Annotated in this window: 17 protein-coding genes; 9 read left to right on the top strand and 8 right to left on the bottom strand. The window is 72.4% G+C overall.

Features of this window, described 5'->3' with window-relative positions:
• Complete coding sequence (locus tag HT134_RS12485) at positions 1-306, bottom strand: hypothetical protein (RefSeq protein ID WP_175600527.1); 306 nt, start codon at positions 304-306, stop codon at positions 1-3.
• An 86-nt stretch (positions 307-392) separates the two neighbouring features.
• Between HT134_RS12485 and HT134_RS12480 the strand changes: the two genes are divergently transcribed.
• Positions 393-704: a hypothetical protein gene (locus tag HT134_RS12480; protein WP_175600526.1), complete on the top strand. Its 312-nt coding sequence runs from the start codon at positions 393-395 to the stop codon at positions 702-704.
• A complete protein-coding gene (locus HT134_RS12475; protein ID WP_175600525.1) occupies positions 701-1,891 on the top strand; it encodes a WXG100 family type VII secretion target in 1,191 nt (396 codons plus the stop codon). The genes HT134_RS12480 and HT134_RS12475 overlap by 4 nt, the downstream gene beginning before the upstream one ends.
• A gap of 10 nt (positions 1,892-1,901) precedes the next feature.
• Here the strand turns inward: HT134_RS12475 and HT134_RS12470 are convergent, their stop codons facing one another.
• Positions 1,902-2,723, bottom strand: a complete 822-nt coding sequence (locus HT134_RS12470) for a WXG100 family type VII secretion target (protein WP_175600524.1) — start codon at positions 2,721-2,723, stop codon at positions 1,902-1,904.
• Position 2,724: 1 nt separating this feature from the next.
• Complete coding sequence (locus HT134_RS12465) at positions 2,725-3,048, bottom strand: hypothetical protein (RefSeq protein WP_175600523.1); 324 nt, start codon at positions 3,046-3,048, stop codon at positions 2,725-2,727.
• A gap of 123 nt (positions 3,049-3,171) precedes the next feature.
• Between HT134_RS12465 and HT134_RS12460 the strand changes: the two genes are divergently transcribed.
• On the top strand, positions 3,172-3,597 hold the full coding sequence (locus HT134_RS12460; RefSeq protein ID WP_175600522.1) for a YbaB/EbfC family nucleoid-associated protein: 426 nt from the start codon (positions 3,172-3,174) through the stop codon (positions 3,595-3,597).
• A gap of 75 nt (positions 3,598-3,672) precedes the next feature.
• On the opposite strand, the gene HT134_RS46875 is transcribed toward HT134_RS12460, so the two are convergent.
• From HT134_RS46875 to HT134_RS12445, 3 genes are all read right to left on the bottom strand, one after another.
• Positions 3,673-5,880: a serine/threonine protein kinase gene (locus tag HT134_RS46875; protein ID WP_175600521.1), complete on the bottom strand. Its 2,208-nt coding sequence runs from the start codon at positions 5,878-5,880 to the stop codon at positions 3,673-3,675.
• Between the two features lie 147 nt (positions 5,881-6,027).
• A complete protein-coding gene (locus tag HT134_RS12450) occupies positions 6,028-7,194 on the bottom strand; it encodes a S8 family serine peptidase (RefSeq protein WP_175600520.1) in 1,167 nt (388 codons plus the stop codon).
• A 130-nt stretch (positions 7,195-7,324) separates the two neighbouring features.
• Entirely contained in the window at positions 7,325-7,597 is a 273-nt protein-coding gene (locus HT134_RS12445) for a WXG100 family type VII secretion target (protein WP_175587694.1), read from the bottom strand.
• Positions 7,598-7,792: 195 nt separating this feature from the next.
• Here HT134_RS12445 and HT134_RS12440 point away from each other — a divergent pair, with 195 nt between their 5' ends.
• The 3 genes from HT134_RS12440 (at position 7,793) to HT134_RS12430 (ending at position 11,967) form a co-directional block, all read left to right on the top strand.
• Entirely contained in the window at positions 7,793-9,547 is a 1,755-nt protein-coding gene (locus HT134_RS12440) for an acetyl/propionyl/methylcrotonyl-CoA carboxylase subunit alpha (RefSeq protein WP_175600519.1), read from the top strand.
• 321 nt (positions 9,548-9,868) lie between these two features.
• Entirely contained in the window at positions 9,869-11,326 is a 1,458-nt protein-coding gene (locus HT134_RS12435; RefSeq protein ID WP_312888094.1) for a hypothetical protein, read from the top strand.
• A gap of 284 nt (positions 11,327-11,610) precedes the next feature.
• Positions 11,611-11,967 (top strand): nuclear transport factor 2 family protein, encoded by a 357-nt coding sequence (locus tag HT134_RS12430; RefSeq protein WP_175600518.1) that lies wholly within the window; start codon positions 11,611-11,613, stop codon positions 11,965-11,967.
• A gap of 319 nt (positions 11,968-12,286) precedes the next feature.
• Here HT134_RS12430 and HT134_RS44665 read toward each other — a convergent pair whose 3' ends face one another.
• A complete protein-coding gene (locus tag HT134_RS44665; RefSeq protein WP_217707793.1) occupies positions 12,287-14,059 on the bottom strand; it encodes a histidine kinase in 1,773 nt (590 codons plus the stop codon).
• A gap of 231 nt (positions 14,060-14,290) precedes the next feature.
• Positions 14,291-15,067, bottom strand: a complete 777-nt coding sequence (locus HT134_RS12420; RefSeq protein ID WP_175600517.1) for a CPBP family intramembrane glutamic endopeptidase — start codon at positions 15,065-15,067, stop codon at positions 14,291-14,293.
• A gap of 136 nt (positions 15,068-15,203) precedes the next feature.
• Here HT134_RS12420 and HT134_RS46870 point away from each other — a divergent pair, with 136 nt between their 5' ends.
• From HT134_RS46870 to HT134_RS12410, 3 genes are read left to right on the top strand one after another with little or no spacing between them, the layout of a single operon-like run.
• A complete protein-coding gene (locus tag HT134_RS46870) occupies positions 15,204-15,332 on the top strand; it encodes a hypothetical protein (RefSeq protein WP_281387481.1) in 129 nt (42 codons plus the stop codon).
• Between the two features lie 11 nt (positions 15,333-15,343).
• A complete protein-coding gene (locus HT134_RS12415; RefSeq protein ID WP_175600516.1) occupies positions 15,344-16,372 on the top strand; it encodes a sensor histidine kinase in 1,029 nt (342 codons plus the stop codon).
• Positions 16,369-17,007 carry a response regulator gene (locus HT134_RS12410; protein WP_175600515.1) on the top strand — a complete coding sequence of 213 codons (639 nt, stop codon included), beginning with the start codon at positions 16,369-16,371 and terminating at the stop codon, positions 17,005-17,007. The genes HT134_RS12415 and HT134_RS12410 overlap by 4 nt, the downstream gene beginning before the upstream one ends.
• Positions 17,008-17,039 lie beyond the last annotated feature (32 nt).

The following is a 17,039-nucleotide window of genomic DNA, read 5'->3' as shown; positions in this document are numbered from 1 at the left end:
TCAGTGCTCCGACTGTCGCCGGGCCACGTCGTAGTTCTTCGCGGTGAGGCGCATGTCCTCGTGGGTGGCGTCCAGCTCGTCGATGTAGGCGTCGAAGGCCGCGATGACCGCCTCGCGCCGTTTGGGGAAGGACTTGTCGAGCTCGGCCCCGTAGACGTCGTCCCCCATGGGGCGGCCCTCTCTGGCGAACACGCCGAGCAGCTCGTCACGCAGGGCGCGCACGTGGGCGGCCTCCTCGCGGGCCTCCTCGGCCCGGCGGCGGATGCCGGACGCGCTCGCGTCGTAGCCGTCGGAAGGGTGCCCCAACAGTTTCTCCTTCACCACGGACATCAAGATTGTTGTCCACTATGCTCGGTTTTCGCTCGCTTCGTAGCAAGAAGGCGGTTAGTTCCATGAGTGAATGGGTGGACGTCCACTTCCAGGCTCTCGAAACGTGCGGCAAGAGGGCCCGCACCGCGGCGAACATGCTGACCGTGGAGGACGTCTTCCAGGACTCCTCGGCGAAGCAGCCCGCCGACGCCGCGCAGGCGAGCATGTTCGGCGACCTGAGCCATTCCGGGGCGCTCGCCGGCAAGGTCAACGACGTCTGGACGGCTCTCAAGGAGGAGCTGGGCACGGGCCGCAGCCGTCTCCAGGGCGTGGAGAAGGCGATCGACCAGGTGGAGACGAACTTGCGCAAGGCGACCAGGGCGGCCACGGTATGAGCGGCGGGAGCATGGCGACGCTGGCCGGGATCGCCGCGCTGCGGGCCAAGGTCAAGGGCGACCCGCAGGCCATCCGCGACCACGCGGCCGCGCTGCGGGTGGCCGCCGGCCACGTCGCGAGCGCCACCGGCAAGCTCCCCTCGGCCGTCAAGGCGGTCAACGCGGCCTGGGAGGGCGCCTCGGCCGACGCCTTCGCCGGCTACATGAGCGCCTACCCGAAGGCCGGCACCGGCCTCAAGGAGGCGCTCAACGCCTGCGCCGACGCCCTCGACCGGGCCGCGGGCACCCTGGAGGACGCCTACTCCAAGATCGGCACCCTGTACGACGACGCGGTGTCCCGCTCCGACACGTACAAGCGGCAGTACCTCCTGCAGAACCCGGGGACCACGGAGAGCGACGCCGAGACGGCGCTGGCCGCCACGACGATCGTCAGCGGCAACCTCACCCGGGCCCAGGAGATCGTGGACAAGGCCGACTCGGTGCTCGGCGAGGTGAAGAAGACCCTGGACGGCCAGGTCGGCTCCGACAAGGAGTTCGGCTTCTTCGGCGCGATCAGGGTCGCGGGCGGCGCCGACTTCGAGCCGGGCACCAAGAAGGTGGAGTGGATCAGGACGTCCTCCACGGAACGCACGGCGCTCCAGGCCGCCGCCACCGACGGGTCCGGCGTGACGACGGTCGTGAGCGGCAACGGAGGCGTCGCGGGCGGGGGCGGCGGAGGCGGGTACGCCTACGCCGGCGGCACCTCGTCGGCGGGCAGCGTCCCCCTGCCCCGGGACGACATCGTCAAGTACATCAAGGAGGCGATCCGGATCATCAAGTCGCCGGAGATGGCCTCGGCCGTCGAGGCCAAGCAGCGGGGCCTGCTGAACAAGCTCAAGGACCTCGACCCGGACGACCCCAAGGACATCCAGCGGATCTGGACGATCATCTTCTACGAGTCCAGCGGCAATCCCAGCGCCATCAACACCGAGGACGAGAACGCCAGGAACGGCATCCCTTCACAGGGCCTGATGCAGACGATCCCGCCCACGTTCCGGTCGAACGCGCTGCCGGGCCACGGGCAGATCCTGGAGCCGGTGGACAACATCATCGCCGGCCTCCTCTACACCTACCGGCGCTACGGCTCGCTGGCCGAGCATCCCGGCATCAGGTCGCTGGAGAGCGGCTACGGGTACCGGCCCTACTGAGCCGGCACCGTCAGGGCGTCCGCGGCTCGGCCTTCTTCTGCAGGGGCTCGACCCAGTCGAACTGGTTGTAGCCGGGCGGCAGCTCGCCCGGCTTGGCCGGCGCGCGGAACGACGGGTAGCGGCTCACGTCGATGGTGGCCTGGGTGAAGTCCACGGCCGCCGCGCCGCTCGGCAGCACGTAGCCGAACTGGTGCTGCCTGCGGACCATGGTCATGACGTTGTCCAGCGCGCCCTGCAGGGAGGAGCCGAGGATCAGCGTCATGGCGGCCACGCTGCCGTTGGCCCCGGCCGCGATGGCCGCCTCCAGCATGCCGCCCCAGAACTTGGTGTGCGGGAACGCCTTGAGCCTCTTGGCGAAGAGCAGCAGGCTGACCGTGAGGGAGGCGAGCACGGCGAGCCGCACCCAGTAGCTCCGGTAGCCGGCGGCGACCTCGTCCAGCACTCCCGCGATCTCACCCAGGGCGCCGCGCAGCGCGCCGATCTCCCGGCTGAAGAGCGCCACCACGCGTTCGAACTCCTGCTGGTCCGCCGCTATCCAGCCGTTCTGCGAGGCTCGGGTGATCTGCGGCAGGAGCTGCTTGATGCCGTCGTCGAGGCGGGCCGCCACGCCGTACTTCCAGTTGGAGGCGGCCTGCGCCATGGCCGGCTCGTTGGCGATGGCCATGCTGGCGATGACGCCCGCCGGCACCAGCCAGAGCGACATCTTGCCGAGCCGCTTGACCTGCGGCAGCACCTTGGGTCCGAGCGGCTCGGGGGGCGGGGGCTGCGGGTACGGGCTGTACGGTCCGAGAATGGGCAGCGGGCCGTACGCGGAGCTGGCGAAGGGTCCCATGTCAGCGGTACTTCACGATGCTGTGGTCCTCGGCGGCCCGCCAGTTGCGCCGGCACTGGTCGAGCGTCCGCACCCAGCTCTCGACCGCCTTCTGGGCGTCGCCGAGCAGGCCGTCGGCCTCGCGGCAGATGGCGTCGTAGGTCCCTCCGATGACCTGGTCGCCCACGACGCCGAAGCCGGGCGGGCCGATGGTCAGCGTGGCGACGACGTGCCGGAGGTGGACGAGCCACTCCTTCAGCTCGTCGTCGCACCGGTCGCGGACGTGCGCGATCGTGTGGGACGTGACGTGAATCTCCTGCGCGGGCGCGGCTGCCAATGTGCTCACATGTACGGATTTTGCAGGATTTGCCGGGGCGCGAATCGTGATCCGGACAGCTTTAATGATCAGTTGGTCGGCCCGTCAGGCGTCGATCAGCATCCGTTCACCTGCCGCCGGTGGCGTGAACGCATGGATTCCACGGACCCCCGCCTCGGCGACCTCGACCGGATCCTCCGGGACAGCGAGCGCACGATGCGCGAGCTGGAGCAGGCCATGCAGGAGCTGAGCCGGCTGACCGGCATGGGCGAGAGCCGAGCCGGAACGGTCACGGCCCGGGTGGACGCCGAGAGCCGGCCGATCGAGGTGCGGATCAGCAACCGGGCCATGCGCCTCGACCCCGACGAGCTCGGACAGCACGTGGTCGAGGCCGTGCGCGCCGCCCAGGAGGACCACGAGCGCCGGGCACGCGAGCTGATGCCCTTCTCCCCCGCCGCTCCCGACCCCTCCGTGCTGGGCACGTTCAGGCGCGACCTGGACGAGATGCAGGACTCCTTCCGCCGTGAGATGGGCGAGCGCATGGACGACGTGCGCAGGCGCCGCCAGGACGACTACTGAGCCCTGCCACGGACCCGAAACGGCGGCCGGGAGGATCGTCCTCCCGGCCGCCGCCGTGTCAGGTCCTGCCGGGGGTCAGCCGCAGTTGCCCCAGTCGCTGCTGGTGCTGCCGCCACCGGTGCTGCCGGAGTACTTCACGCACTTGCCCTTGGCCGGCAGATAGACCGGGCCGGCGTAGTACTTGTAGTTGCCGCTGTCGGTCTTGCTGCCGCCGCCCTGCACGTCCAGGGTGGCGCTGACGGCGGTCTCCTTGCCGATGTCCGTGGTCTTGAGCGTGACCACACAGTTCTGGCCGGTGCTGTTGTTGTAGAGCTGGTACGTCGCGCCGCCCGCGAACGAGCTGGACCGCTGGACACCGTAACCGGATCCGCACACCTGGGTCGGGCTGTACGGGTTGGTCCGCGGCGCCTCGGTCGTCTTGGTGGGCGTCGGCGTCGGCTTCGGGGACTGGGTCGTCCTGGTGGGCGTCGGCGTCGGCTTCGGGGACTGGGTCGTCTTCGTCGGCGTCGGCGTCGGCTTCGGAGACTGCGTGGTCTTCGTCGGCGTCGGCTTCGGCGCCTCGGTCGTCCTGGTCGGCGTCGGGTCCGGCTGCCTGGTCGGCTCCCGCGTGGGCTCCTTCGAGGGCTCCGGCTCCTTGGACGGCTCCCGCGTGGGCTCCTGCGTCGGCGTCGGCTCCTTCGAGGGCTCCTGCGTCGGGGTCGGAGTCGGCTCCGGCGCCTTCGTCTCGGTCGGGGCCGGCGACGGGTCCTCGCCCGGCTTCTTGGTCGGCTTGCGGGTGTGCCGCTCCGCCGGCGTCTCCGTGGGCTGCTGCGCCGGAGTGGTCGCCGTCGGCTGGACCGGGACGGTCGGCTGCGCGGTCGGCTGCGTCACCACCGGCTCGGTGGGGATCGCGGCCGGGGTCGGCACCGTGCTGAACTCCGGCGGCGTCGGCCCCTGCGTCGTCGGCCACTCGGTCGGCAGCACGATCGGCGCCACCTCCGTCGGGTCCGGGCTGGCGGAGGCCGCCCAGGGCACCGTCAGCTCCGGCTGCGACTGCTCGGGAGCGGGCTGGCCCGGCTGGGCCGGCTGCTGGCCCACCGGGGCGTCGCCGCCCGAGCCGCCGATCGCGGCCACGCCGCCGCTCGGGGTGGTCGTGCCCTGCGCGGCGACCGGCGTGAGGGTCTGCGTGTCCGCGTACCGGCCGGCGCCCCACAGGCCCACGGCCGAGAGCACCACCGCGGCGCTGACAGCGGCGACCAGCCCCACCGGGAACGACCGGCGCGGGGAGCCGCCCTGCTGCTGGCCGCCGGCGGACATCTGGTAGACCGGCCCGTTCGGACCCTGAGGGCCGTGCGGGCCGTGCGGGCCGTTGGGCCCGTTGGGGCCCTCCCAGCCGTTGGCGGGCTGGGGCACCGGCGGCGGGCCCCACGCGGGCTGCGGGTTCGGGACCGGCACGCCCTCCAGCGGGGGCAGGTACTCGGTCATCTCCTGCGACGGCTGGTGAAGGTGCTCGGTGGACTGCGTCGGGACCGGGACCGGCGCGATGACGCCGCCGGGAACCGGCCCGCCGGGGACGGAGCCGTCCGCGGTGCCGATCGCGCCCTTGTCGCCGAGGAGCTGGAGCAGCGCGGTGTACGTGGTGGGGCGCTGCGCGACGTCCTTGGACAGGGCCGACAGGACGACGCGGCGCATCGGGTCGGCGAGCGTGCCGACCTCGGGCTCGGCGTTCAGCACCGCCTGCTCGTCCTGGCCGAACGGCGCGTGGCCGGTCGCCGCGAAGGCGATCACGGCGCCCCAGGCGAAGACGTCGGCGTAGGGGCCGTAGCGCAGGCCGCCGATCTGCTCCGGCGAGCGGTAGCCGACCTCGCCGACGGCCTCGCCGAGGTCGATGTCGGTGACGCGCGGCCCGTCGGGGCCGAGGATGACGTTGTGCGGGGTCAGGCCGCGGTGCGTGACCCCGGCCAGATGGATCGCGGTCAGCGCGGTCAGCACGCCGACCGCGACGCGCTCCAGGGTGTCGCCGTCGAGCGGGCCGTCCGCGGCCACGGTCTCGGCGAGGCTGCGGCCCTCGATGTGCTCACGGACGACGTACGGCTGCTCGCCGTGCATGCCCGCCTCGATCGTGCGGGCCACGTAGACGCTGGAGATGCGCTGGACGCCGGTGAGACGCTCGGCGTGCTCGGGGCCGGCGCCCGGAACGGCCGGCAATAACTTGATGACTCGCGTGGGCGCGTCGTCGGCCTCACGGCCGAGGAAGGCGGCGCCGCGCGCCCCTTCATCGAGCCGTCCGAAAATCGCGTACACGCCCAACCGCTCAGGATCCCCCGGCCGCAGAGGGTGCATTGTGGTCCCTTCAGGTCAAAGCATGAACTCAGGCATATTCAACCAAAGTCGCCACTTTTGTATCAGGAGTTTCGGGCGGTCACCTGACAGTTCACGGTCAGGACATGTTCACGACGGACGGCCCGCGCGCCACCGGCGGCGCCTGCCCATCGGCAGCACCCGTGTCCCAGCAGCGACGATGCCCGCCAGTGCCATCGCGCCGCCCATGACGCCCAGCGCCACGTTGACGGTTTTGTGATCGGGTGGCGGCACCTTCGTTATGGCGCCGGCGGGCAGCGGGGACGCCGCGGGCAGCGCCACCACGGGCGCGTTCGCCGGCTGGTATGGCAGGACCGCCGTCACGGCCAGCGTCGGGTTGACCATCCCGGTACCGGTGGCCTTGCCGACGGTGCCGTCGGCGGTCGCGACGATGCGCTGCCGTACCTGCTGCTGGTCGAGCTTGGGGAAGCGCGAGCGCACCAGCGCGACCACGCCCGTCACGAACGGCGTCGCGAAGCTCGTGCCCTCCAGGTTCACCTGGTACCCGCCGCCGGGCCACGGCGCGGTGATGTTCACCCCCGGCGCGAGGACGCTGACCGGCGTCGCGGTGCTGGAGGAGTCGGCGCGCCGCCCGTCCGGGGCGGCCGAGCCGACCGACAGCACGCCCTCGTAGGAGGCCGGGTACGCGGGCTCGGAGACCCCGTCGTCCTTGTCGATGTTCCCGGCCGCGGCCACGATCACGATGTCGTGGGCCAGCGCCTCCTGGACAGCCGCCCGGAGGTCGGGGTGGTCCGAGGCCTTGATGGACACGTTGATGACGTCGGCCTTGGCGTCGATCGCCTGCCTGATGCCCGTGGCGAGGTCGCGGACGTCGCCGTCCTTGCTGTTGCTCTGCTTGATGGAGACGATCCGGGCCTCGGGCGCGACGCCGTGGAAGGGCACCCCCGTGACGTACCTGCCGCCCACGATGCCCGCGATGGCCGTGCCGTGTCCCACGCAGTCGCGATAGCCGGTGTGGGTGATGTCGATGAACTTGGAGACGCGCAGCTGCGGGTGCCGGTAGTCGGTGCCGCTGTCGATGATGGCCACGGTCACGCCGGCGCCCCTGGTGAGGCGCCAGGCGTTCTTGATGTCCAGCCGTTTCTGCGCCCACGGCTCCTGGGCGGAGAGCTTGACCGTGCCCTTCTCGGGGTCGCACTCCTGGGGCGCCGTCACGGCCTGCGCCGGACGCGCGGCCACGGGGGCGAGCACAGGTTGCAGGGCCAGCAGGCTTGCCAGAACGACGCGACCCATCATGGCGGAAAAGCGTAGCTTGCCGGATTCAACGGCACGACGTCGTCGCCCGTTCGCGCGCGGTCCGGCCCGTTCGCGGACGTGCGGCGTGACGGAGCCCCGGCGGGCGGGCGCCGGGGCTCCGGGGAGGTGCTCAGCGGGTCGCGGACTCGATGTTGCCGCGGTAGGTGTTGATGACCCGGGCGGCCTCCTGCAGCTCCTCGGTCATCCGCTGGAACGCGGTCCGGTAGTTCTGCCATGCGCCCTGGAAGCGCTCGGCCCCGGGGCCGGTCCAGGCGGTGCCGACCTTCGACGCCTCGCGGTCGAGGGCGGTCATCGTGGTGCGCACCGCCTCCGACTGCTGGGTGAACTGCGTCGCCATCGACTGCATTTCCGCGGGGTCGCCACCGAGCAGGCTCTGGCCCATGCATACCTCCTGGATCGTCGTGATAGCGCACTCACCATAGGCTCGTGGCGGGGGCCCATCGCCCCAGTTATGCCGAGCGGCTATGGTCGTCCAGAGGATCATTCGGCTTCTCCCGCGTGGACCGGGGCACCCGGGGGAAGGCGAAGGCCGGCACCTAGACTCCGTTGAGTGCCCGTCGAGGAAGGACGAACGTCGGTGCAGAAGGTTCTCATCGCCAACCGGGGCGAGATCGCCGTGCGCGTCGCCCGCGCCTGCAAGGACGCCGGCATCGCCAGCGTCGCCGTCTACGCCGACCAGGACCTCGACGCCCTGCACGTCAGGACGGCCGACGAGGCGTACGCGCTGGGCGGCCAGTCCCCCGCCGAGACCTACCTCGACATCGCCAAGCTGCTGGACGTCGCCCGCCGCTCCGGCGCCGACGCCGTCCACCCCGGCTACGGCTTCCTGTCCGAGAACGCCGACTTCGCGCAGGCCGTGATCGACGCCGGCCTGGTCTGGATCGGCCCGCCGCCCGCCGCCATCGCCGCGCTCGGCGACAAGGTGCGCGCCCGGCACATCGCCCAGAAGGTCGGCGCGCCGCTGGTCGCCGGCACCAAGGACCCCGTCTCCGGCGCCGACGAGGTCGTCGCGTTCGCCGAGGAGCACGGCCTGCCGATCGCCGTCAAGGCCGCGTACGGCGGCGGCGGGCGCGGCATCAAGGTGGCCCGCCGCATCGAGGAGGTCGCCGAGCTGTACGAGTCGGCGGTGCGCGAGGCCGTGGCCGCCTTCGGCCGCGGCGAGTGCTTCGTCGAGCGCTACCTCGACCGTCCCCGCCACGTCGAGACCCAGTGCCTGGCGGACCGGCACGGCGGCGTGGTCGTCGTCAGCACCCGCGACTGCTCCCTGCAGCGCCGCCACCAGAAGCTCGTGGAGGAGGCGCCCGCGCCGTTCCTGACCGACGAGCAGCTGGAGACCCTCTACGCCAGCTCGAAGGCCATCCTGCGTGAGGCCGGCTACGTCGGCGCCGGCACCTGCGAGTTCCTCGTCGGCCAGGACGGCACGATCTCCTTCCTGGAGGTCAACACCCGGCTCCAGGTCGAGCACCCGGTCACCGAGGAGGTGTCGGGCATCGACCTGGTGCGCGAGATGTTCCGCATCGCCGACGGCGAGCCGCTCGGCTACGACGACCCGGCGCTGCGCGGCCACTCGATCGAGTTCCGCATCAACGCCGAGGACGCCGGGCGCAACTTCCTGCCCGCGCCGGGCACGCTGACCGAGCTGCGCCCCCCGGCCGGGCCGGGCGTGCGGCTCGACTCCGGCTACGAGGCCGGCATGACCGTGCCGGGCACGTTCGACTCGCTCATCGCCAAGCTCGTCGTCACCGGGCGCACCCGGCGGGAGGCGCTGGAGCGCAGCCGCCGTGCGCTGGCCGAGTTCGAGATCGGCGGCATGCCGACCGTGCTGCCGTTCCACCGGGCGATCGTGTCCGACCCGGCCTTCACCGCCGAGCCGTTCTCCGTCCACACGCGGTGGATCGAGACCGAGTTCGACAACACGATCCCGCCGTACGACGGCGAGCAGGCCGCGGCCGAGCCCGCCGCCCGCGAGAGCGTGACCGTCGAGGTCGGCGGCAAGCGCCTGGAGGTCGTGCTGCCGGCCGGCCTCGGCGCGACGGCCGGCGCCGCGCCCGCCCCGGCGGCGGGCAGGCGGCCCAGGCGGGGCGGTGGCGGCGCGCAGAAGACGGCCGCGGGCGGCGACGCCCTCGTCAGCCCGATGCAGGGCACGATCGTCAAGGTCGTGGCGAGCGACGGCGACACGGTGTCCGAGGGCGACACCGTGGTGGTGCTGGAGGCCATGAAGATGGAGCAGCCGCTGGCCGCCCACAAGTCCGGCACGATCACCGGGCTCAGCGCGGCCGTGGGCCAGACCGTCACCTCGGGCGCCACAATCTGCGAGATCAAGGACGCCTGACCGGGACCCGTCCGCGAGACGGCCGGACGGCTTCCACGGCCGGATGCCGTCCGCGAGACGGCCGGACGGCTTCCACGGCCGGATGCCGTCCGGCAGATCGGGGGACTCCTCCGGGGACCGCCCGCGAGATCGCGCATCGTGGCACCCGGCGCCGCAGACCGTCCGCCCGACCAAGGACACGCGACCGGGGACGATCCACCAGACCGAGGACGCCTGCCCCGCGGGACACCGGGTAGGACACCGGGACACCCGACTCCGGCGGCCCCTCAGGGGGCCGTCACCCGCCGCACCCACCTCATACGAAACGAGTAACGTGCCACAGTGAGGAACTTCGCCGACCGCCCGTTCGTCCTCAAGGACGAAGGAGGCATGCTGCCCATGACCCATTCGCTGCGCCGAGCCGGGGCCGCGACCGCGGCTCTGTTCGCCGGTCTACTCGTCGTCCTCGCGCTGTCCCCCGCCGCCACGGCGGCCACGGCGCCGCCCGACGCCCAGTCCATCGTGTCCTACTGGAAGGACAAGAAGGACCGCCTGTACGTGGAGCCGGGCTCGCCGCTCACCTCGGACCAGCAGTCGGCCATCCGCGACACGCTGAAGGACTCCAAGAGCAACGTCTACGTCGCCGCGCTGCCCGACGGCACGGTGACCGACCCGAAGAGCTACGTCAGCGGGCTCGGCAAGGCCACGGTGCAGGCCAAGGGCGGCGGCCAGGTGACCGTGGCCGTCCTCGACGGCACCTCGCTGTACGCCATGTCCAACTTCGGCCGTCCCGGCATGACCGACCAGCTCTCCAAGCTGGCCGTCCGCAACCACAAGGAGGACCTGGCCGCGGGCATCGACGAGTTCGTCTCCCGGGTCAACCTCATGGCCGAGGGCAAGCGGGCCGCGCTCGACTCCGGCCCGGTGGGCGGCGACGGCGGCGGCACCGGCGCGCTCGTCGGCCTCGGCGCGATCGCGCTGGTCGGCGGTGGCGGCTACTTCCTGTACTCCAAGAACAAGAAGAAGAAGCAGGCCATCCAGGACGCCAAGGACCTGGCGGCGGTCAAGCAGACCGTCGAGGAGGACGTCACCAAGTTCGGTGAGGAGATCACCGCACTCGACACCGACGTCACCCTGGCCGGCCAGGGCGGCTCGCACATCCAGGAGTGGCAGCAGGCGCTCGACGCCTACGAGAAGGCCAAGACGCAGCTCGCCGCCATCCAGCGGGCCGACCAGGTGCGCGAGGTCACCCAGACGCTGGAGGACGGCCGCTACGCGCTGGCCGTCGTGAAGGCGAAGGTCAACAACCAGCCGGTGCCCGAGCGGCGCGCGCCCTGCTTCTTCAACCCGCAGCACGGCCCGTCGGTGCGCGACGTGCGCTGGGCCCCGCCCGGCGGCGCGGTGCGCGACGTGCCCGCCTGTGCGGCCGACGCGGAGGCCGTCGAGCGCGGCTTCGACCCGCAGACCCGCGAGGTCATGATCAACGGTGAGCGCCGGCCCTACTACGACGCCGGTCCCGCCTACCAGCCGTACGCCTACGGCTACTACGGCGGCTTCGGCGACGTCATGACCGGCATGTTCATCGGCACCATGATGGGCAGCATGTTCCACGGCGGCTGGGGCGGCTACGGCGCCGGCTACGCCGAGGGCTACTCCGACGCCGGGGGCGACTTCGGCGGTGGCGGCGGAGACTTCGGCGGCGGTGGGGGCGACTTCGGCGGCGGCGGTGGCGGCGGCTGGGGCGACTTCGGCGGCGGAGACTTCGGCGGTGGCGACTTCGGCGGCGGCGGCGACTGGTAGGCCGTCACGTCGCACGGCACGTTCGGGCGCGTCCCCTCAGGGGCGCGCCCGTCGCGTTCCCGGGGCGGGCTCGTCACGTCCCGGTGCGGGCCAGTCATGTTCCCGGGGCGGGCTCGTCACGTTCCCGGGGCGCGCCCGTCACGTTCCCTGGGCGCGCCCGTCACGTTCCCGGGGCGGGCCCGTCACGTTCCCTGGGTGCACTTGTCACGTCTCCGCGACTCGGCGGTCGCATGCGCCACGCCCCATCGCGCGCTCTGCCGGGCGAGTTCGCCACACTTGGTGTCATGAACGCCCGCCTTCACGCCGACCGCTGGCTCACCGCATGGAACAGCCACGACCTCGACGCGATCATGGCCTGCTATGCCGACGACGTGGACTTCAGTGCATCCACCGTGGTCACCCGCTGGGGACGACCGGACGGCCGCCTGCACGGCAAGCAGGAACTGCGCCGCCACTTCGCCCGCGGTCTGGACCTCGCCCCCGACCTCAGCTTCACTGAAGTGGCGCTGCTGACCAACCCCAGCGGTTACGCCCTCCTCTACCAGCGCGACAACGGCAACCGCGTCCTGGACGTCGTCGAACTCGACGAACACCACCTCGCCACCCGAGTCCGCGCCTACTACGAGAACACCCAGCGCTGAACAGGCTCAGGTCCCAGCCTCCGGCAGGAGCACTTCAACACCTGTGCAGGCTGCGGGGGTTTCCCTACCAACGCGGGCCGTCGAGTTTCCGCGAACGCTCCGGGATCGCCTCCCCTCACAAGCACACCATCCAGCCGACCTGGGGACAGCAGGAGCAGCGGCTCCCCTCGGAGCGCGAAACTTCTCGCGATGCCCGCGAAGACGCGCCCGGCCCCCTAGCCCCGCACGGGTCGGGAGATCCTCGGCAGGCGCTCGGCTCCATCAACGCGGGCTTCCAGCTCCCATGACGAGGGGATGACGGCGATGCCCGCGGGCGCGCTCATCTCTGTGGCCCCACCACGGACTTCGAAGCAAGCCGGCCGTCCGCGAAGCACAGCCGGTAGGCGCCGTCGTCGAACGCCCGCACGGTGTAGTACACGCAGCTCTGGCCGTTCGGGGCGGGCGGGGCGCCGTCGGGCGGGCCGTCCCGGGTGAAGCTGGGCAGCCGCGCCTCGACCTCGGCGCGCGGAGCCCCCACCGCGAGCCCGTCGTACGTGCCGCGCGGCAGGACGGACAGCGACGTGCTGAGCACCCAGACCGGGATCATCAGCACCAGGATCCCGGTCAGCACGGCCAGCGGCACGAGCACGGTCTGGGTCAGCCCTCGGCGCACCTCCCGCTCGGCTCGGGCCAGTTCCCGGGCGGAGGTGCTCAGGCCGGCGTCGGTGGGTGGGCGGGCGGCCGCGTTCGGCTGGGTGGGCAACTCGGCCACCACCTCGAACCCGCCGCCCCGGACGGGCCCCGCCCGCAGGGTGCCGCCCGCCAGCCGTACCCGCTCGTCCAGGCCCGCCAGCCCGGCGCCGCCCGAGATCGCGTCCACGGCGGGCGCGACAGGTGGAGCGTTGGCGACGCTCACGCGCAGCGCGCCGGCCTCGCGGACGACACGGACGCGCACCGGCGCGCCCGGGGCGTGCTTGGCGGCGTTGGTCAGCCCCTCCTGCACGACGCGCCGTACGGCCAGGACCGTCATCGGGGGGATGCCGGTGAGATCGTCCAGGCGTTCGAGGGTCACCGCCATCCCGGCGGCGCGGGCCCGTTCGACCAGCGGGAGAGGGCCATCGTCGGCATGGCGCCGCTCCCCCGACGGGAGAGGGCCGCCGACGGCGCGGGCGCCTTCGACCGGTGAACGAGGGCCATTCAGGTCGCCCGGTTGCGCGGCTGTGGCGGAAGGGGGCTCGGGCGAGGTGAAGGGCGGCTCGGGCCCGGTGAAGGAGAGTTCGGGCGAGGCGGATGGGGGTTCCGGCGAGGCGGATGGGGGTTCGGGCGAGGTGAAGGGCGGCTCAGGCGAGGTGAAGGAGGACTCGGGCGGGGGCTCGTCGTCGTCGGTGCGGAGGACGCCGACGATGTCGCGCAGCCGCTCGGTCGCCTCGGCGGCTGCCTCCCTCAGTTCGGCCACCACCGCCTGGTGGCGGGGGTCGAGCGTGGGATCGAGCTGGAGTGCGGCGGCCCGCATCGCCATGAGCGTCAGGTCGTGGCCGAGCGAGTCGTGCATGTCGCCCGCGATGCGCGCCCGTTCGCGGATGCGGGCCCGGTCGGCGATGATCCGCTGCTCGCGTTCCATGCGGTCGGCCAGCCGCCACCCGGCGCGGGCGAGGGCGGCGTACCGGCGGCGGTAGCGGCCCAGCTGCCACGGCAGCACCACGACGATCAGCAGGGCGAGCAGCAGCGACGGCCACCCCCACAGGTGGTCGGGCGACAGCACCATGCACAGGGGCAGTCCCGCGACCGCCACCGCCGCGTGGAACCACAGGGCCGGACGGGTCGCCGCCCGGCTGCCGGCCAGCCACGCCAGGGCGGCGAGCGCGGGCCAGTACGGCACGGCGAGCAGTTCCACGTCCAGGGCCAGCCCGAGCGCGACGGGCACGGCCAGCGCCACGAGCGGCCACCGCTCGCGCACGGCGACGGCGACGCCCAGCAGCGGCACCCCGGCGGCCGACACGAGCGCTTCCCGGCCGTGCAGGAGGAGGGCGCCGGCGACGGCGGGGGTGGCGAGCAGCAGCCACAGAGCGACGCCGCTGTGCCGCTCGAAGCGGGCGAAGAAGGCGTCACGCACGCTACGCATGCTCGCAGCTCGGCGTCCTCCGCCCACCACCCGCCCCCTTCTGACGCTGGTCCTGGCCTGGACTGTAGGGGGTGGGGCGGGCGGTTGGGACCCTCCTTTCGGCGTCCTTGCCCCCTGACGAAAGTCGGGGGTGGTCCGGAGGCTTCGGGTGGTGCCGGCAGGACGAAGCCTCCTCTGCCGGACCCCGCCGAACCCCACCGAACCCCCGCCGCAGCCGCGCCGTCAGACCTCCGCCCGCTCCGGGGTGCGCGGGGTGGGCGAGAGCAGGCCCCGGCCCTTCAGCAGGACGGCGCCCGCCACAGCGAGCATGACCGTCTGGAGCACGACCTGCACGCCGTAGTCGACCGCCTGGATGGGCAGCACCCGCAGGCCGATGTGCAGGCCCCAGTGCACGCCGACCGCCATCCACAGGCCACCCCCGCGCAACCGGGCCGCCGTGCACGCGAACCCGAGCGCCACGGCCATGACCATGTGCAGCACTCGCTCCAGGACCGTGTCCGCGTCGCTGGAGGACAGGATGTGCAGCGCCCCGAAGACCGTGGAGGAGATGACCAGGACCGCCCGGGGCGACAGCCGTACCAGCAGGGTGTCGACGAGGTGCCCGCGCCACAGCAGCTCCTCCGGGAACGCCTGGTTGAGCAGGACGACGACCATGACCAGCGGCAGCCACGCCAGGAAGGACCCGTCCACCGGCACCCAGGTCACCGCGCCCACGGCGAGTGAGATCCCGTTCGCGACGAGCACCGGCACCAGGCCGGCGACCACACCGATCATGATGTGGGACGGCTTGTGCCAACCCAGCGCCGCCCACGGCCGCCGGTCGACGTAGCGGCGGACGAGATGGACGAGCAGCAGCGAGGCGAGCGTGATGCCGACGGCCGCGAGCGGCTCGCGCAGCGGGCTGTGGCGGTCCAGGAGCAGGGACACCGGAATGGCGGCCGCCAGGACCTGGACGAACATGGTGACCACGACGATGACGACGGACCAGATCGGTTTCATGTCACGAACCGTAGGAACGCGCCGTCTTCCGGCGCATCGGGCTTGAGAAGGATCCGGCCATGACCGGCGTCATGGTGCCTGAGGAGGATCACAACGCGGCCGGGGAGTCGTAGGGTCGCTCACATGTCGTGGTTGCGTGACCCCGATCGTCGTCCGCTCCCGCCGTGGCTTCGTGGTCGTCCGCTCCCGCCCCGGCTGCGTGATCCGGATCGTGCGCTCCCGCTCGGTCTGCGTGATCCGGATCGTCCGCTCCTGTTCAGCCTGATCTTCTGGCTGATGCTCGGGGCCGTGGTCGCCGTCAACCTGCTGGACGCCGGCTACGCGCCCTACCGGGGCCTGTTCGCCGTCAACATCGCGCTCGTCCTCGGCCTGTGGCTGGTGCTGCCGTGGAGTCGCGGACACCGTGGCCGCCGCCTCGCCTCCCCCGCGTTCCTGGTGGCCACCTTCGCCCTCGGCCTCACCGGGTCGGCGGGCACGCACGTCCCGTTGACGCTTCTCGCCATCGCCAACGTGGCGTTCGTCTTCGGCATGCGCATGGCCGCCGCCATCCTCGCGGGGCAGGCGGCGCTGATGAGCGCGATTCCCCTGGCCGTGGGCAGGCCGATGGCCGATGTGCTGAGGGAGGTGGGGTTCCTCGTGGTGTTCGCCGCGTTCGTGCTGGGCATGGTGGCGTCCGTCCTGAGGGCCCGGCAGCTCGCCGAGCGGGTCAGGGAGCTGACCGTCGCCCAGGAGCGCGGGCGGATGGCCGCCGAGATGCACGACTCGATCGGCCATCACCTCACCGTCATCAAGATGGGCCTGGAGAACGCCGAGCGCTTCCGCGACCGCCGTCCTGAAGCCGCCTGGGACGAGGTGCGCCAGGCCAAGGAGCTCACGGCGGCGGCGCTCGCCGACGCCCGCCGTTGGGTGCGCGCCCTGCGGCCCCTCGCGCTCGACGGGCACCTCGGGAGCGCCGCGCTCGAACGGCTCGCCGACTCCTTCAGCGGCACCGGGGTCGCGGTCAGCTTCGACGTGACGGGCACCGAACGCCTGCTCGGGCCCGACACCGAACTGGTCCTGTACCGCGTGTTGCAGGAAGGGCTCACCAACGCGCTCCGCCATGCCGGGGCCCGGTTCGTGCGCGGCTCGCTGGCGTTCGAGAAGGGAAAGGTGGTGCTCGTGGTCGCCGACGACGGCAAGGGCCACGGCCAGGGCCGGGGATTCGGGCTGAGCTCGCTGGCCGAGCGGGTCGAGGCCCTCGGCGGCACGCTGTCCAGCGGCAACGCGGCCAGGGGCTTCGAGCTGCGCGCGGAGCTGCCGGCATGATCCGCGTCCTGCTGGTGGACGACCAGGAGCTGATGCGGCGGGGGCTGCGCAAGATGCTGGAGGTCGAGGAGGGCATCGAGGTCGTCGGCGAGGCCGCCGACGGGGTGGCCGCCCTGGCGCAGGTGCCCGTGACGCGTCCCGACGTGGCGCTCGTGGACGCCCGGATGCCGCGCATGGACGGGGTCGAGCTGATCACGCGCCTGTCGGCCGAGCACCCGTCGGTGGCGGCGATCGTGCTCACCACCTTCGACGAGGACGCGTACATCTTCGGCGCCCTGCGCGGCGGCGCCGTCGGGTACCTGCTCAAGGACTGCTCGCCCGACGACGTGGTCGAGGCCATCCGCCGGACGAGCCGCGGCGAGACCGTGCTGGGGAGTCCCGCCGCCGCCCGGCTGGTCGCCCATGTGCGCCGCACGCCCGTGCCGTACGGGACCGGTGGCGTCCGCGAGGCGGAGTCGCTGTCGGCGCGGGAGCTCGACGTGGCCCGGATGGTGGCCGCCGGCGCCAGCAACCGGGAGATCGCCACGCGGCTGGTCATCTCCGAGGGCACGGTGCGGAACCACGTCTCCAGCGTCCTGCGCAAGCTGGGCCTGCGCGACCGCATCCAGCTCGCGCTGTACCTGACGAGACGGTAGCGCCGGCGGGCGGACCGTCGCCCGCCGATCGC

This window comes from Nonomuraea rhodomycinica (genome assembly GCF_013363995.1).
GTDB classification, from domain to species: Bacteria; Actinomycetota; Actinomycetes; order Streptosporangiales; family Streptosporangiaceae; genus Nonomuraea; species Nonomuraea rhodomycinica.
This window is presented reverse-complemented; position numbering and strand designations above follow the sequence as displayed.

Bases quoted from the DNA above. Each gene is read 5' to 3' on its own strand.
- HT134_RS12480 (WP_175600526.1), top strand. From the start codon at position 393: ATGAGTGAATGGGTGGACGTCCACTTCCAGGCTCTCGAAACGTGCGGC.
- HT134_RS12475 (WP_175600525.1), top strand. From the start codon at position 701: ATGAGCGGCGGGAGCATGGCGACGCTGGCCGGGATCGCCGCGCTGCGG.
- HT134_RS12470 (WP_175600524.1), bottom strand. From the start codon at position 2,723: ATGGGACCCTTCGCCAGCTCCGCGTACGGCCCGCTGCCCATTCTCGGA.
- HT134_RS12460 (WP_175600522.1), top strand. From the start codon at position 3,172: ATGGATTCCACGGACCCCCGCCTCGGCGACCTCGACCGGATCCTCCGG.
- HT134_RS12450 (WP_175600520.1), bottom strand. From the start codon at position 7,194: ATGATGGGTCGCGTCGTTCTGGCAAGCCTGCTGGCCCTGCAACCTGTG.
- HT134_RS12445 (WP_175587694.1), bottom strand. From the start codon at position 7,597: ATGGGCCAGAGCCTGCTCGGTGGCGACCCCGCGGAAATGCAGTCGATG.
- HT134_RS12430 (WP_175600518.1), top strand. From the start codon at position 11,611: ATGAACGCCCGCCTTCACGCCGACCGCTGGCTCACCGCATGGAACAGC.
- HT134_RS12420 (WP_175600517.1), bottom strand. From the start codon at position 15,067: ATGAAACCGATCTGGTCCGTCGTCATCGTCGTGGTCACCATGTTCGTC.
- HT134_RS12415 (WP_175600516.1), top strand. From the start codon at position 15,344: ATGCTCGGGGCCGTGGTCGCCGTCAACCTGCTGGACGCCGGCTACGCG.
- HT134_RS12410 (WP_175600515.1), top strand. From the start codon at position 16,369: ATGATCCGCGTCCTGCTGGTGGACGACCAGGAGCTGATGCGGCGGGGG.